At 67.0% G+C, this 15,174-nt stretch carries 12 protein-coding genes; 9 read left to right on the top strand and 3 right to left on the bottom strand.

Annotated elements, in window-relative coordinates; translation table 11 throughout:
- Positions 1 to 8: 8 nt before the first annotated feature.
- From dapD to map, 3 genes are read right to left on the bottom strand one after another with little or no spacing between them, the layout of a single operon-like run.
- Entirely contained in the window at positions 9 to 1,100 is a 1,092-nt protein-coding gene (dapD, locus tag J2X70_RS10465; protein ID WP_218789019.1) for a 2,3,4,5-tetrahydropyridine-2,6-dicarboxylate N-succinyltransferase, read from the bottom strand.
- Complete coding sequence (locus J2X70_RS10460) at positions 1,100 to 3,727, bottom strand: [protein-PII] uridylyltransferase (RefSeq protein WP_032975800.1); 2,628 nt, start codon at positions 3,725 to 3,727, stop codon at positions 1,100 to 1,102. The genes dapD and J2X70_RS10460 overlap by 1 nt, the downstream gene beginning before the upstream one ends.
- 2 nt (positions 3,728 to 3,729) lie before the next feature.
- The gene (gene map, locus J2X70_RS10455; protein ID WP_080277585.1) at positions 3,730 to 4,572 is read right to left on the bottom strand and encodes a type I methionyl aminopeptidase; all 843 of its coding nucleotides are present in this window, start codon (positions 4,570 to 4,572) and stop codon (positions 3,730 to 3,732) included.
- 173 nt (positions 4,573 to 4,745) lie between these two features.
- Here map and J2X70_RS10450 point away from each other — a divergent pair, with 173 nt between their 5' ends.
- From J2X70_RS10450 to pyrH, 9 genes are all read left to right on the top strand, one after another.
- On the top strand, positions 4,746 to 5,273 hold the full coding sequence (locus tag J2X70_RS10450) for a spore coat U domain-containing protein (RefSeq protein WP_025877648.1): 528 nt from the start codon (positions 4,746 to 4,748) through the stop codon (positions 5,271 to 5,273).
- Positions 5,273 to 6,028: a molecular chaperone gene (locus tag J2X70_RS10445; protein ID WP_033830721.1), complete on the top strand. Its 756-nt coding sequence runs from the start codon at positions 5,273 to 5,275 to the stop codon at positions 6,026 to 6,028. Before J2X70_RS10450 ends, J2X70_RS10445 begins: the two co-directional genes overlap by 1 nt.
- A 7-nt stretch (positions 6,029 to 6,035) precedes the next feature.
- Positions 6,036 to 8,375 (top strand): fimbria/pilus outer membrane usher protein, encoded by a 2,340-nt coding sequence (locus J2X70_RS10440; RefSeq protein ID WP_309910261.1) that lies wholly within the window; start codon positions 6,036 to 6,038, stop codon positions 8,373 to 8,375.
- Entirely contained in the window at positions 8,372 to 9,406 is a 1,035-nt protein-coding gene (locus J2X70_RS10435; RefSeq protein WP_279208507.1) for a spore coat U domain-containing protein, read from the top strand. Before J2X70_RS10440 ends, J2X70_RS10435 begins: the two co-directional genes overlap by 4 nt.
- A gap of 327 nt (positions 9,407 to 9,733) precedes the next feature.
- Positions 9,734 to 10,432 carry a fimbria/pilus periplasmic chaperone gene (locus tag J2X70_RS10430; RefSeq protein ID WP_309910258.1) on the top strand — a complete coding sequence of 233 codons (699 nt, stop codon included), beginning with the start codon at positions 9,734 to 9,736 and terminating at the stop codon, positions 10,430 to 10,432.
- 219 nt (positions 10,433 to 10,651) lie between these two features.
- The gene (rpsB, locus tag J2X70_RS10425; RefSeq protein ID WP_025877657.1) at positions 10,652 to 11,455 is read left to right on the top strand and encodes a 30S ribosomal protein S2; all 804 of its coding nucleotides are present in this window, start codon (positions 10,652 to 10,654) and stop codon (positions 11,453 to 11,455) included.
- A gap of 125 nt (positions 11,456 to 11,580) precedes the next feature.
- Positions 11,581 to 12,459, top strand: a complete 879-nt coding sequence (gene tsf / locus J2X70_RS10420; RefSeq protein WP_032975792.1) for a translation elongation factor Ts — start codon at positions 11,581 to 11,583, stop codon at positions 12,457 to 12,459.
- Between the two features lie 269 nt (positions 12,460 to 12,728).
- Positions 12,729 to 14,267, top strand: a complete 1,539-nt coding sequence (locus tag J2X70_RS10415) for a GGDEF domain-containing protein (RefSeq protein ID WP_025877660.1) — start codon at positions 12,729 to 12,731, stop codon at positions 14,265 to 14,267.
- Positions 14,268 to 14,386: 119 nt separating this feature from the next.
- A complete protein-coding gene (pyrH, locus tag J2X70_RS10410) occupies positions 14,387 to 15,115 on the top strand; it encodes a UMP kinase (protein WP_025877663.1) in 729 nt (242 codons plus the stop codon).
- Positions 15,116 to 15,174: the final 59 nt, after the last annotated feature.

The raw sequence follows: 15,174 nt of genomic DNA, 5'->3' as shown, positions 1-15,174 counted from the left end.
CGGCCCCGTCAGTCGGCCAGGCCGCGCAGCAGGTCGTTGACGCTGGTCTTGCTGCGGGTGCGGGCATCGACCTGCTTGACGATCACCGCGCAGTACAGCGAGTGGGTACCGTCCTTGCTCGGCAGCGAGCCGGACACCACCACGCTGTACGGCGGAATGTAGCCGTAGCTGATTTCGCCGGTGGCGCGGTTGTAGATGCGGGTGCTCTGGCTGAGGAACACGCCCATGCCGATCACGCTGTGATGGCCGACGACCACGCCTTCCACCACTTCCGAACGCGCGCCGATGAAGCAATGGTCTTCGATGATGGTCGGGCTGGCCTGCAGCGGCTCGAGCACGCCACCGATGCCGGCACCACCGGACAGGTGGCAGTGCTGGCCGATCTGCGCGCAGGAACCGACGGTGGCCCAGGTGTCGACCATGGTGCCTTCACCGACGTAGGCACCGATGTTGGTGAAGCTCGGCATCAGCACCACGTCCTTGCCGAAATACGTGCCGCGACGGGCGATCGCACCCGGCACCACGCGCACGCCGCCACGGCGGAACTTCGCCTCGTCATAGCCGGCAAAGCGCGATTCGACCTTGTCCCAGAACGGTGCCGGGCGTGCATCGACCACGGCCATGTCGTTGACGCGGAAATACAGCAGCACCGCCTTCTTCAGCCATTCGTTGACCTTCCAGCCACCATGGCCATCGGGTTCGGCGACGCGGAACTCGCCGCTTTCCAGGCCATCGATCACGCGGTTGACCAGCGGCCGGGTCGAGCCTTCCAGTTCGTGCAGGGTCAGCGTGGCGCGGCGCTCGAAGGCGCTTTCGATGCCAAACTTCAGTTCTTCCACGCCCGGCCCGGCCGGCTTGCGCAGCGACTTGCGTGCGATGTTCTCGGCGCGCGCAGCTTCGGCGGTCTTGGCCGGGACCTTCTTTGCCGGCGCCTTCTTCACTGCAGCCTGTTTCGGCACGGCGGCCTTCTTCACCGCTGCGGTCTGGCCCGCCTTCGGCTCTTGTGCAGCTTTCTTCGCAGCCGGGGCAGCGGCAGTAGTCTTTCTGGCCGCGGCGCTCTTGGCAGTCGCGGCAGTCTTCTTTGCAGGCTTGGTGGCCATCAGGCGGGGTCTCCGGCGTTTCGATCAGGGTCCAGGCAGGCCAGCATTGCGTCATGCAGCTGCTGCCGGGCGGATTCAGTCAGGGGGAGGTCGTGTTCGTCACTGATCACGAAGGTGTCTTCGGCGCGTTCGCCGAATGTGGCAATGCGCGCGTCCTGCACGCGCAGTCCCTGGTTGCGCAGCACGAACGCCACGTCGGCCAGCAGGCCGGGGCGGTCGGGCGCGACCAGGGCAAAGCGGGTCGCGCCGGGTTCATCGCGGAACTCGATGCGTGGGGCGAAACGGAAGTGGCGCAGCTGGCGTGGCACCACCCGGCGCGAGGGACGCAGCCGCGCAAGGTCGCCACTGAGCGCCTCGCGCAGTGCAGCTTCCAGGTTGGCGCTGCTGCCATCGGCAAACGTATCGGCCGGGCTGACTTCAAAATTATCGAAAATCGTCTCCGACGGACCATCCAGCACGCGTGCGCGGTGGATGCCGTAACCCTTGCGGTCCAGGGTCATCACGATCGCGGCAAACAGGCCATCACGGTCCGGCGAGTGCACGAACACTTCCAGCGCCGGGTCGTCAACGCTGATCCGGCGTACCTTCACCAGCGTCTGGCCCTGCTTGATCGGCACCAGTGCGGCAGCCTGCCAGGCCAACTGTTCCGGGCGCAGGCGGATGAAACCTTCGTCAGGCATCACCGCGAACTGGCGGTCGATGGTGGCATCGTCGTAGCCCTGCTCGCGCACCAGCGCACGCACGCTGTCGCGCGCTTCGGCCACGCGCTCGGCGGCCGGCACCGGATGCTCCAGGCCCTCGCGCAGCGCGCGGCGGGTAGCGAAATACAGATCGGCCAGCAGCCGGTCCTTCCACGCGTTCCACAACTTCGGGCTGGTGCCGGCGATGTCGGCGCAGGTCAGCAGATAGAGGTAATCCAGGCGGTCGCGGCTGCCGACCAGGGTCGCGAAGCGATGGATCACGTCCGCATCGGCGATGTCCTGCTTCTGCGCGGTCACCGACATCCGCAGGTGCTGTTCGACCAGCCAGGCCACCAGTTCGGTATCCGAACCACTCAGCCCCTGCGCGTGGCAGAACGCCCGTGCATCGACCGCGCCCAGTTCGGAATGATCGCCGCCGCGCCCCTTGGCGATGTCGTGGAACAGGCCGGCCAGCAGCAGCAGTTCGGGCTTGCGCAGGCGCGGCCAGACTTCGTGGGCGATGGAGAAACGTTCATCGGCGCGACTGCTGGCGAACAGCCCCATGTTGCGCAGGACCATCAGCGTGTGCTGGTCGACGGTGTAGACATGGAACAGGTCGAACTGCATGCGCCCGCTGACCTGGGCGAATGCAGGAATCCACTGCCCGAGCACGCCCAGCCGCGCCATGCGCGAAAGCGTGTCGACCGGGCGCTGGCCACGCAGCAGGGCCATGAACTGTTCGCGCGCATCAGGGTCTGCCTGGTCATAGGCAGGCAGCAACGGCAGCGATTCGGCCAGCGCGCGCGCGGTCAACGAATGCAGGCCACGGATCTGCGGATTGTTCGCCCAGCTGGCGAACAGCGCGAAGACCTGGCCGATGTCAGCATTCGGCCAGTCGGCATCGTTGGCCGCCAGGTAGCCACGGCGCAGCGCGAACCCCACGGTCAGCGGCTCAGGCTGTGCCTCGCCATCGAACTGTTCCTCGAAACGCTGCAGCAGACGATCACTGATCCGCCGCACCACCGAAGCGGCGCGGTAGAAGCCCTGCATCATCTTCTCGACGCCCAGGCTCTCGGCATCGTCCTCAAAGCCCAGGCGCGCGGCCAGGGTCTTCTGGTAATCGAAGCGCAGGCGCTCTTCCGGGCGTCGCGCCACCAGGTGCAGGCCGAAGCGCAGTCGCGCCAGCACCGCACGTTCGCGCTTCAGCGCCGCGGCCTCGTCAGCGCCCAGGTGGCCCAGGCCGACCAGCGCTTCCAGATCGCGCACGCCAAACGCACGCAGCGCCATCCAGCCCAGCGTGTTGAGATCGCGCAGGCCGCCGGGGCCATCCTTCAGGTCCGGCTCCAGGTTGTCGGCGGTGTCGCCGAAACGCTGGTGGCGGTTGCGCAGTTCCTCCAGCTTGGCCAGGAAGAACGCACGCGGCGGCCACAGTTCGCGGTCATCCACTGCCGCACGCAGCGCACGCCGCGCCGCCTCATCGGCCATCAGCGGGCGCGCTTCGATCAACGCCGTCAGCACGGTCTGGTCGGCCGCAGCTTCGCTGCACTGCCCGCCCGAACGCACCGCGTGGCTGACCGCCAGGCCGCAATCCCACAGCAGCGCGAACAGGCGCGCGAGCGCCTCCTCATGGGCCAGCTGCGCCTGCGGATCGCCGAACACCAGCAGGTCGATGTCCGAGCGCGGGAACAGTTCACCGCGCCCATAGCCACCGACCGCAAACAGCGACAGGCCACTGTCGGCCGGCAGGCAGCGCTGCCACGCATGGCGGATCAGGTGATCGGCCGCGCGCGCGCGCAATGCCAGCAGGCGCTCGATGTTGTCGCCCTGGTCGAAGCGGCGGTACAGGCGCGTATCGGCCTGCTGCAGCGCGTCGCGCGCGGCAGCAGCCCAGTCCGGGTCGTTGAGCGACGCGGCCGGCGTGTCCAGCAGCGAACTCGCCGGCAGCATCGTCAGGAGACCTGCGACTCGCCCGGCGACAGGGTCAGCACGTCCACGCCGGTCTCGGTGACCGCGATCATGTGCTCCCACTGTGCCGACAGCTTGCGGTCCTTGGTCACCACGGTCCAGCCATCGGGCAGCACCTTGTTGTAGCGGGTGCCCTCGTTGATCATCGGCTCGATGGTGAAGGTCATGCCCGGCTGCAGCACCAGACCCTGGCCCGGACGGCCGTAATGCACCACCTGCGGCTCATCGTGGTAGACCTTGCCGATGCCGTGGCCGCAGTACTCGCGCACCACGCTGAAACGCTCGCCTTCGGCGTAGCTCTGGATCGCATGGCCGACGTCGCCCAGGGTTGCGCCCGGACGCACCGCGCGGATGCCGCGCCACATCGCTTCATAGGTGGCGTCGACCAGGCGCTTGGCCATCACCGACGGGGTGCCGACGAAGTACATGCGGCTGGTGTCGCCATGCCAGCCGTCCTTGATGACGGTGACGTCGATATTGATGATGTCGCCATCCTTGAGGACCTTCCCTTCGCTGGGAATGCCGTGGCAGATGACATTGTTGACCGAGGTGCACACGGTCTTGGGGAAGCCGCGGTAGCCGACGTTGGCCGGAATGGCGCCCTGCACGTTCACGATGTGGTCGTGGCAGATGCGGTCCAGTTCCTCGGTCGTGACACCGGGCTTGACGTGGGGGGTGACGATGTCGAGCACTTCGCTGGCCAGGCGGCCGGCGATGCGCATCATCTCGATTTCCTGCGGGGTTTTGATATTCACGCTCATGGCTCCCATTATCGCCGATCCGGCCGCAATCTGAACGAACGCCACCCAACTGGCGATCCGGGGCATGCACGGATCCGGCAAGGAACGTGAAAGCGTGATGGGCCACACCCTTTCGATCGCCTGTTTCTCACGGAATACAGACACTTGCGGTGCCTACGCTGGCCCCACTGTCGTCAAATCGGCGCCGAACGTGCCGACTTCGCGCTGTTCAACGGACCTTCGGGTCAGGGAGGTTGTCCATGCGATCCACCGTTCGTTCCCCTTGGGCTTGGGCCTTGGCCCTGCTGGTGGCTGGCCCGGCCGCCGCCGCCGACACCACTACGTTCAACGTCACCCTGGTGGTCACCAAGGCCTGCACCATCACTGCGGCCGCCGCCACCAACGTCGATTTCGGTACCGCCGCCTCCACCACCGCCACCCCGACCCTGGGCCAGGGCACCGTAACCGCACAGTGTTCGGCGCTGACCCCGTACACCATCTCGCTCAACGCCGGTGCCAATGCCGGTACGGCCAATGACGTCACCACGCGGCGGATGAAGAACACCAACGCGGCAGTGACGGCCAACAACTACGTGGGCTACCAGCTCTACCAGGATGCCGCGCATACCCTGGTGTGGGGCGCCACCACGGGCACCAACACCCAGGCCGGTATCGGCACCGGCCTGGCGGTGCCCTACATCGTCTACGGCCAGATCCTCAACCTGAGCACGGCCAACGCTGCGACCGGCAACTACCTGGATACCGTTACCGCCACGATCACCTATTGATGGAGCACGCCCGCATGGCCGGATCCCGCCCGTGGCGCGCCACCGGCGTGGCGCTGCTCGTTCTCAGCCTGCTGCTTTGGGTTACCGCGGCCTCGGCGACCAGCCTGCAGGTCGCGCCCACCAGCCTGCAGCTGGAGGCACGCCAGCGCGCCGGCGAACTGTGGTTGACCAACAGCGGCACCTCGCCGGTGAAGCTGCAGGTCCGGGTATTCCGTTGGGTGCAGCAGGACGGCAACGAACAGCTGCTGCCCACCGAAGATCTGCTGGCCACGCCACCGATGCAGGAGTTGGCCGCCGGCCAGCAGCAGCTGGTACGGGTCATGCGCGCCGTGGCCGACGCACCGGCTGCGCAGCAGTACTACCGATTGATCGTCGACGAGGTGCCCGATCTGGCCACGCGCACCGAAGGCATGCAGTTCGTGCTGCGCTATTCCATCCCGGTATTCGTGCAACCCGGCGCTGGCAGCCGGCTGGCACCGCAGCTGCACGCCCGCCTGGTGCGGCTGGACGACGGTCGCAACGGCGTGGAAGTAGGCAATACCGGCAACAGCTATGCGCAGATCGCCGACCTCGCCCTGGGCAGCCCGGAGCGGCCGCGCATCGTCCATCCCGGCCTGTTGGGCTATGTGCTGCCCGGCCAGGTCATGCGCTGGCCGCTGGAGCGCACGGCGATCGACCGCGACAACGACCAGATCACGGCCAAGCTCAATGGCGAGTCGGAACAGACGTCGCTGCCGCCACCACCGGCTCGCTGAGGCGCTGATGAGCGCAGCGCTCGGTGCGGCCCTGTCCCCGGCGGCTCATGCAGCCGATGTCTCCGGGGTCTCCGCCGATGCCCTGCTGCCGCCACCAACCCCACTCACGGCCAACCAGACGCTGTACCTGGACGTGACCCTCAACAGCACGCCGCGCGGCCTGCTGCCCTTCACCGACAACCGTGGCCGCCTGCAGGCCAGCCCCGAGATCCTGCGCCAGCTTGGCTTCAACGCCAGCGGCGCTGCCCCGGTATACCTCGACCAGATCAGCGGTGCGGTGGTGCGCTATGACGCGCACCTGCAGACCCTCGCGCTGGACGTACCACTGGACCAGTTGACCCTGCCCACGACCGTGCTCAGCCGCCCGCAGGTCCGCGCTTCCCGCGGCAGCGCCTCGCCCGGCGTCCTGCTCAATTACGACCTGTACGGCAGCCGTGTCGACAGCCTCGGCAACCTTACCCTGAGCTCTGAACTGCGAGTGTTCGGCATCGGTACCGGCACCTTCGAGAACACCGCCGTCAGCCGTCGCTACCAGACCGGAGACCGCCACTGGCGCAGCGAAAGCGTACGCCTTGATACGCGCTGGACACTGGATTTCCCGGACAAGGCGCTGACCCTGGAGGTTGGCGACTTCTACAGCGGCTTTGTCGACTGGAGCCGGCCGGTACGCCTGGGCGGCATCCAGATCGGCCGCAACTACGGGCTGCAGCCGTATCGCGTTCTTACCCCGACTCCGGCCTTCCTCGGCCAGGCGGTGGTGCCATCGACGGTCGAGCTGTATGTCGATGGCCTGCGCCAGTACAGCGGCCAGGTACCGGTCGGGCCGTTCCAGCTGGCGGCGCAACCGGGCATCAGCGGCACCGGCAGCGCGCAGGTGGTGGTTACCGATGCCTTCGGCCGCATGCAGACCCTGGATTTCAGCTTCTACGGCACCCAGCAGCTGCTGGCCAAGGGCCTGTCGGACTGGTCGCTCGGCGTCGGCCAGCTGCGCGAGCAGTTCGGCGAACGCTCCTTCGCCTACGACGACCGTACCGTGGCAAGCGCCAGCTGGCGCGGCGGCGTCAGCGACACATTCACCGGCGAAGCACATGCCGAGGGCGGCGGCGGCCTGGCTCAGGCCGGCGTGGGTGGGTGGCTGCTGCTGGGCGGCGCCGGCGTGCTCAATGCCGCCTATGCCCACAGCCGCTACCAAGGCCTGCAGGGCGGACAGTGGGCGCTGGGGTACAGCTGGAACAACCGGCGCTTCAATTTCAACCTGCGCAGCGTGCGCAGCCACGGCGACTACCGCGACCTGGGCGCGCTGCAGGCCAACCTGCCGCCCAGCATCAGCGAGCAGGCCACGGTCGGCCTGGACCTGTTGCGCCTGGGCACCCTCAGCGCCAGTTACCTTCGCCTGCGCTACCCCGATGGCGATGACAACCGTTATGCCAGCCTGTTCTGGTCACGCAGCTGGAGCCCGCGCTGGTCGGCCTACCTGTCGGTCAACCAGAACCTGGACGACAGTGATGACCGCAGCGTCTACCTGTCGCTGACCGCAAGCCTGGGCAACAACCGCCAGGCCAGCCTGTCCAGCCAGCGCAATGGCGACCGCCAGAGCTGGGTCGCCGATGTCACCCAGCCGGTCCCGGGCGACGGCAGCGCAGGCGGTATCGGTTGGCGCGCGCAGGTCCGCCACGGCGACGGCGGCAGCGGCGGCCTGGCCGAAGTCGGCATCCTCAACGATGTCGGCCGCTACGCCTTCGGTGCCTCCCGCCAGGCGGGCCTCAACTACGCCTATGGCAGCGCCAGCGGCAGCCTGGTGTGGATGGCCGGGCACACCTTCGCCGCCCGCGAAGTCGCCGACGCCTTCGCCGTGGTCAGCACGAATGGCGTTGGCGGTGTGCCGGTGCGGCTTGAGAACCGCCTGATCGGTGCCACCGACGAGCGTGGCCTGCTGCTGATCAGCCCTCTGCTGTCCTGGCAGCGCAACCGCGTCTCCATCGACACCCTGGACCTGCCGGCGGACATGCGCGCTGATCGCATCGAGGACTGGGTGACACCCCGCCAGCGCGCCGGCACCGGCCTGACCTTCAACCTGCGTTCGCGCGCGTCATTGCGGCTGATCCTGCAGGACATGCGGGGGCAACCGCTGGAGGTGGGCAGCGAAGTGCAGCTGCCCGATGGCCGCCAGGCCACCGTCGGCTACGACGGCCTGCTGTACCTAGAGGACGTTGCACCCGGCAGCGTGCTGTACATCACCAGCAGCGGTGGCCAGTGCCGGGTCCGCGTGCCGGCACCGCAGGTGGTCGCCGTCGGGGCCAGCGCGCGCCCGGCCCCGCTGCAATGCGTGCCGGAGGTGGCGCCATGAGGATGCTGCTGCTCGGCCTGCTGCTTCTGGCCGGCCTGATCGCCAGTGCACCGACACGCGCGGCCGCGACCTGCACCGCCAGCGCCGACGCGCTGCTGCCCTTCGGCAACGTCAGCAGCGGCGCGGCAGGTGCCACCCCCGGCACCTTGAACATCACCGTGAACTGCTCCACCGCCGCACTCAGCCTGATCGCCACCACCGGCATCCGCGTCTGCATCGGCCTGGGCAATGGCACCGGCGGCACCAGTACTTCGCCGTGGCGGACAATGGTCAACGGCAGCAGTGATCCGCTCAATTTCCAGATCTACAACGTCGCCAACTACAGCGAAGTCACCGGCCTGGCACCGCGCGGCACACCTCCCGCACAGGAACTGACGATGACCTACAACGTGCCGCTGATCGGCGGCTCCGGAAGCCGTACCACGCAGTTGTTCGCACAGATTCCGGCCAACCAGGTGCTGGCCTCCGGCAACTACAGCAGCACCTTCACCGGGGCCAACGTGGTGCTCACCTGGGCCTGGAACGAGGTGCTGCTGGGCACCGCCACCGTGCCGGCCACCTGCAATGGCGGTGCTACCGGCACCAACACCGCCAGCAATGCCTTCACTTTCAATGCCACTGCCACCGTGCTGCCGCAATGCGGCAGCTACCTCACCACCACCATGAATTTCGGCAACGTCACCGGCGGCATTCCCGCCAACATCGACCAGACCGCCACCCTCACCCTGACCTGCCTCAAGCGCACCGCCTACCAGGTCGGCCTGAACAACGGTCAGAACAACCCGGCCCTTACCACCACCCGGCGCATGCGCACCACCATCGGCGGCAACAGCTATTACCTGACCTACGAGCTGTACCGGGACGCTGCGCGCAGCCAGCGCTGGGGCAATACGCTCACCGTGGACACCTTCAGCGGCGTCGGCACTGGCAGCGCGCAGACACTGAACATATTCGGGCGTGTGCCTCCCGTTGCCGGACAGCCTCCGGCGGGCACCTACAACGACCTGGTGCAGGTGACGATCACCTACTGAGGGGAGCCCGCTCTACAGAATTCCCCCTGTCGGCCGATACCGCGCATCAAGTCGACAACACGGTGGATCGCAGGTGGTTCGGGCAGTACTGATCGGAGTGATGTCCATCGCCAGCACGACAGCGTGGGCCGACCCGGCGCCCGTCCCAATGCAGATCCGCCTGACCGTGGTTGAAGGCTGCGTCGGCACGGAGGGCGGCCCACGTTGCCCGGTGCCACAGCGGCACAGCGACGGCAGTCACCTGCCGCCCCAGGTCCGTGAACTGGCCCCGCCAGCGCAGGACGAGCAGGGGCATTCGCTGCCCGAACCGCCCACCACTTACTACTGATGCGCCGGCTACTGCTTCTGTTGATGGCACTGCTGCCCATGCCCTTGCAGGCGCTGGACCTGATGCCGACCACCCTGCACCTGCCGGCTGCGCAGGGGCGGACCGAGCTGTGGCTGCACAATCCTGGCCCCGGGCATTGGCGCGGCCAGGTGCAGATCTGGGCGTGGGACCAGCAACAGGATGCGGAACACCTGCAGCGCAGCGGGCAGGTGCTGGCCAGTCCGACCTTGCTGGACCTGCCGGCCGGCGCCCGCCAGCGCGTGTGGTTGCTGCCGGCGTCGTCCGCGCCTGTGGCCGCTGAACAGGCATTCCGTATCATCCTGGCACCGGCAGAACCGGCCATGCCGCGCTATTCACTGCCCCTGTTCCGCAGCGAACCGGTCGGCCCAGCGTCCCCCTGCCTGCAGGCAGAGCTGGTGGTCAACGGGTCGCAATTCATGCTGAGACTGTTGAACAGTGGCACCCGGCACGCGCGCTTGAGCGACCTTGCCTATGAGACGGCTGGCGGCCAGCGCAGCCTGCTGCTGCCCGGTCTTGCCGGCTACGTACTGGCGGCGCGCCAGCGCCAGTGGCAGCTGCCGCCGCGCGCCGATGGCTATGCAGGCGGCAGGTTCCACGCCCGCCTGCAGGACGGCACAGAGGTGATCCTGGCGGCGCAGACACCCGCAATTGCAGCGAGCCAGCCAAGCGGGCTATAATTGCCCGGATGTCCTGCCGCCCCGTGCGCGGGACACCGTCCACACCGGACGTCACCGGTGAATCCACACCTGCTGCCCCCATCCGTGCCGGGGTGCTCCGCGAGGAGTTCGGCCACGGAGGCAACAGGGAAGCCCAACCCCGGAACCTTCAGCGCTTCCACGCGTCCCGCATACCTATCCCGCGGGCGGAATCGCCGGTTCCCCATCAGGAGTTCTGCAATGCCCCAGGTCACCATGCGTCAGATGCTGGAAGCCGGCGTCCACTTCGGCCACCAGACCCGCTACTGGAACCCGAAAATGGCTCCGTACATCTTCGGCGCCCGCGGCAAGATCCACATCATCAACCTGGAAAAGACCGTCCCGCTGTTCAACGATGCGATGAACTTCATCTCGTCGGTTGCCCAGAAGCGCGGCACCATCCTGTTCCTGGGCACCAAGCGCAGCGCGCGTGAGTCGATCCGCGAAGAAGCCGAGCGTTGCGGCATGCCGTTCATGAACCAGCGTTGGCTGGGCGGCACCCTGACCAACTTCCGTACCGTCAAGCAGTCGGTTGCCCGCCTGAAGGAACTGGAAGCCGGTGAATCCGACGGCACCTTCGAGAAGCTGGTCAAGCACGAAGTGCTGGGCCTGCGTCGCGAGCGCGACAAGCTGGAAGCCTCGCTGGGCGGCATCAAGGACATGAACCGTCTGCCGGACGCGATCTTCGTCATCGATATCGGCCACGAAGACATCGCCATCAAGGAAGCCAAGAAGCTCGGCATCCCGGTGATCGCCGTCGTCGATACCAACTACAACCCGGAGCTGGTGGATTACGCGATCCCGGGCAACGACGACGCCATCCGTGCCGTGCAGCTGTACGCACGCGCCGCTGCTGACGCCGTGCTGGAAGGCAAGGCTGCTGCACCGCACGCTGCCACCGTCCGTGAAGAAGAGTTCGCCGACGCTCCGGCCGAAGAAGGCAAGCCGGCTCGCCGCGCTCCGGCCAAGAAGGCTGCTGCCGACAAGGGCGAAGCCCAGGCCTGATCCAGGCCCCGGTGGGCGCCACGCGCCCACCTTTCCTGTCCGCTGCCGATGGCGCGACGACAGGAAACTGTCACACGGGCCGGCCACCATGCCGGCCCAACCCCTTTCTTTCGTGAGGTAATCCCGTGGAAATCACTGCTTCCCTGGTCAAGGAACTGCGCGAGCGCACTGGCGCCGGCATGATGGAATGCAAGAAGGCGCTCACCGAGGCCGGCGGCAACATCGACGCCGCTGCTGAAGCGCTGCGCAAGTCCGGCGCTGCCAAGGCCGACAAGAAGGCTGACCGCGTGGCCGCCGAAGGTCGTCTGGGCCTGGCCCAGGACGGCGGCAAGGCCGTGCTGGTCGAGATCAACTCGGAAACCGACTTCGTCGCCAACGACATCAACTTCAAGAACTTCGTCGATTCCGTCGCTGCCGCTGCACTGGCATCGGGCGCCGCCGACGTGGAAGCCCTGAAGTCGGCCACCCTGCCGACCGGCCAGACCGTCGAAGAAACCCGCGCGACCGCCGTGCAGACCCTGGGTGAGAACATCCAGATCCGTCGCCTGGTCAAGCTGGACACCACCGGCAACGTCGGTTCCTACGTCCACACCAACGGCAAGGTCGGCGTGCTGGTCGACCTGATCGGCGGTGACGCCGAACTGGCTCGCGGCCTGGCCATGCATGTGGCCGCGCTGAAGCCGCCGCACAACAAGGCTGCCGATGTGCCGGCCGAGTTCGTGGAAAAGGAAAAGGAAATCGAACTGGCCAAGATGTCCGAGAAGGACAAGTCCAAGCCGGCCGACATCCTGGAAAAGATCATCAGCGGCAAGATCAACAAGATCGTCAGCGAAGTGACCCTGTACGGCCAGAGCTACGTCCTGGACGGCGACAAGACCGTCGAGCAGGTAGTCAAGGCTGCCGGCGCCGACGTGGCTGGCTTCCAGCTGCTGGTCGTTGGCGAAGGCATCGAGAAGGTGGTGGAAGACTACGCCGCCGAAGTTGCCAAGGCGATGCAGGTCTGATTCCAGCCTCACGGCTGTAATGAAACCAGAAGGAGCCGCGGGAAACCGCGGCTCTTTTTTTATGCCGGTGGGCCTGTGGGTGCCCTTCACCTGTGGGTGGCCGAATCTGTGGGTGCGCACCGCTGGTGCGCACACCAACACCTTTGCGTTGCACGCGAATCAAGCCGATACTCGGCAAAGGGAACCTGCAGTCACATAACAGGAACGAAATTCGCAGACTGTGATGCATTCCTAGGTATTCTTGTCCTAATGGAATTGAACGACCCGACATGCCTCCCGAGCTGACAGCTGCACTGGCGCTTTGCCGCAACCTCCCCTCGCCGCCCGGTATTGCCCTGCGCATCATCGAACTGGCCCAGGACCCGGAGGCGGACATCGCAACCGCTGCGGACATCATCGCCATCGACATGGCGCTGAGTGCGCGCATGCTGCGTATCGCCAATTCACCGCTGTATGCCAGCCGGCGCCGGATCGAGAACCTCGGCCAGGCGCTGACCATGCTCGGGCTCAACGCTACGATCAGCCTCGCCCTGGGCTTCACTGTCACCCAGGGCCTGACCGGCAAAGGCGGCGCCGACCACGATCTGCGCCAACGCGCCTGGAAGCGCAGCATCCTCAGCGCGCTGGCGGCCAGCCAGCTCGGCCAAGCGCGCGGCCTGCGCAGGCTGGAGGAGCTGATGCTGGCCGGACTGCTGCAGGACATGGGCGTGCTGTGCCTGGCCCAGGCCGAATCCGAACGCTACCTGCCCTTGCTGCGCGAAGCGCGCGACAACCCCGACCTGATCGCGCGCGAGCGCCAGGAACTCGGCTGCAGCCACGCCGACGTCGGTGCATGGGTGGCCGAGGAGTGGGGCCTGCCGCGCTACCTGGTGGACAGCATCCGCCACAGCGAAGACGAAGGCACCGCCGAAAATCCGTTCCAGGCCTGCGTACAGCTGTCTGGCGCGGTCGCCGACATCTGGCTGGATGAAGACGCCGATGGCGCACGCGAACGCGCCCTGCAGCAGGTCCACGACCGCCTGCAGATGGACAGCGCCCGCTTCGACCAGGTGCTGGCGCGGATCAGCGAAGCGCTGCCGGACATCGCCAGCCTGTTCGAGAACGGCCTGAACTCGCCGGCACGCGTGCGTGAACTGATCGACCACGCCCAGGAACTGGCCACCCTGCGCAACCTGCGCGAACTGCAGGATGCCGACCAGGCCCGCCGCCGCGCCGATGAATTCGAGGCTCGCGCCAAGCGCCTGGCCGACCAGGCCCATCGCGACGCATTGACCGGCGTCCTCAACCGCCGCCAGCTCGAAGCCGTGCTGGAGCAGGAATTCCTGCGCGCCGGCCGCCATGGCTGGCCGTTGTCGGTGGCCTTCATCGACCTGGACGATTTCAAGAAGATCAACGATGCGCACGGCCACCTGACCGGCGACGAGGTGCTGCGCGCCTTTGCCGGCAAGCTGCAGGGGCAGCTGCGCAACAGCGACACCGTGGCCCGCTTCGGCGGCGAGGAGTTCGTCGCGCTGCTGCCCAATACCAGTGAATCGGTGGCCCTGGACGTGATCCGCCGGGTACTGGCGAACATCGTCGCCACCCCGATGGCGGAACTGGAAGGTGGCCCGCTGTTCATCACCTTCTCGGCCGGCGTGGCCACCCAGGGCGGCTACGAGCGCTTTGCCGGCGTGCAGGACCTGCTGCGCGCCGCCGATGACGTGCTCTACCGCTCCAAGAACCTGGGTCGCAACCGGGTCATCGCACGCTCTCCGGGCGAACTGGGGCATGATGAACTGTCTGCCACTGCTGGCGCCGAGCTGGGCTGAATGGTGCGCCCCTGACGCACGGGGCACACCGGTATTTTGCGCCGCAGTGCACAAAACGCTTTGGCCGCGCGCCGCTTGCGCGTAGAATCGCCCGCGATTTCCACGCACCCGAGGTCCCTATGTCCAAGCTCGCCTATCGCCGCATCCTGTTGAAACTTTCCGGGGAGGCGCTGATGGGAGATGAGGACTACGGCATCGACCCCAAGATCATCAACCGCCTGGCCCGTGAAGTCGTCGAGGCCCAGCAGGCCGGCGCCGAAGTCGCCCTGGTCATCGGTGGTGGCAACATCTTCCGCGGTGCGGGCCTGGCCGCTGGCGGCATGGACCGCGTCACCGGCGACCAGATGGGCATGCTGGCCACGGTCATTAACGCGCTGGCCATGCAGGATGCGCTGGAGAAAGTGGGCGCAAAGGCCCGCGTGATGAGCGCGATCAAGATCAACGACGTGTGCGAGGACTACATCCGCCGCCGCGCCATCCGCCACCTGGAAAAGGGCCGCCTGGTGATCTTCGCCGCTGGCGTCGGCAGCCCGTTCTTCACCACCGACTCCGGCGCGGCCCTGCGCGCGATCGAGATCGGCGCCGACCTGCTGCTGAAGGCAACCAAGGTCGATGGCGTGTACGACAAGGATCCGAACAAGTACAGCGACGCTGTCCGCTTCGACAGCCTGAGCTACGACGAAGTGATCCGCCGCGGCCTGGAAGTGATGGATACCGCCGCCTTCGCCCTGGCCCGTGACAGCGACCTGCCGATGCGCGTGTTCGACATGGGCCAGCCGGGCGAGCTGCTGAAGATCCTGCACGGCGAGAACATCGGCACCCTCGTCCAGGGCCGCGATCCGGCCTGAGGCTGAGCGCAAGGCGACCTCCGGGCCGATTCAGGCCCGGCGGCGTCCCGTATTCGCCT

This window comes from Stenotrophomonas sp. 1337 (genome assembly GCF_031455455.1).
GTDB lineage: Bacteria > Pseudomonadota > Gammaproteobacteria > Xanthomonadales > Xanthomonadaceae > Stenotrophomonas > Stenotrophomonas indicatrix.
The sequence above is the reverse complement of the archived record's forward strand: the minus strand, read 5'-3'. Positions and strand labels throughout refer to the sequence as shown.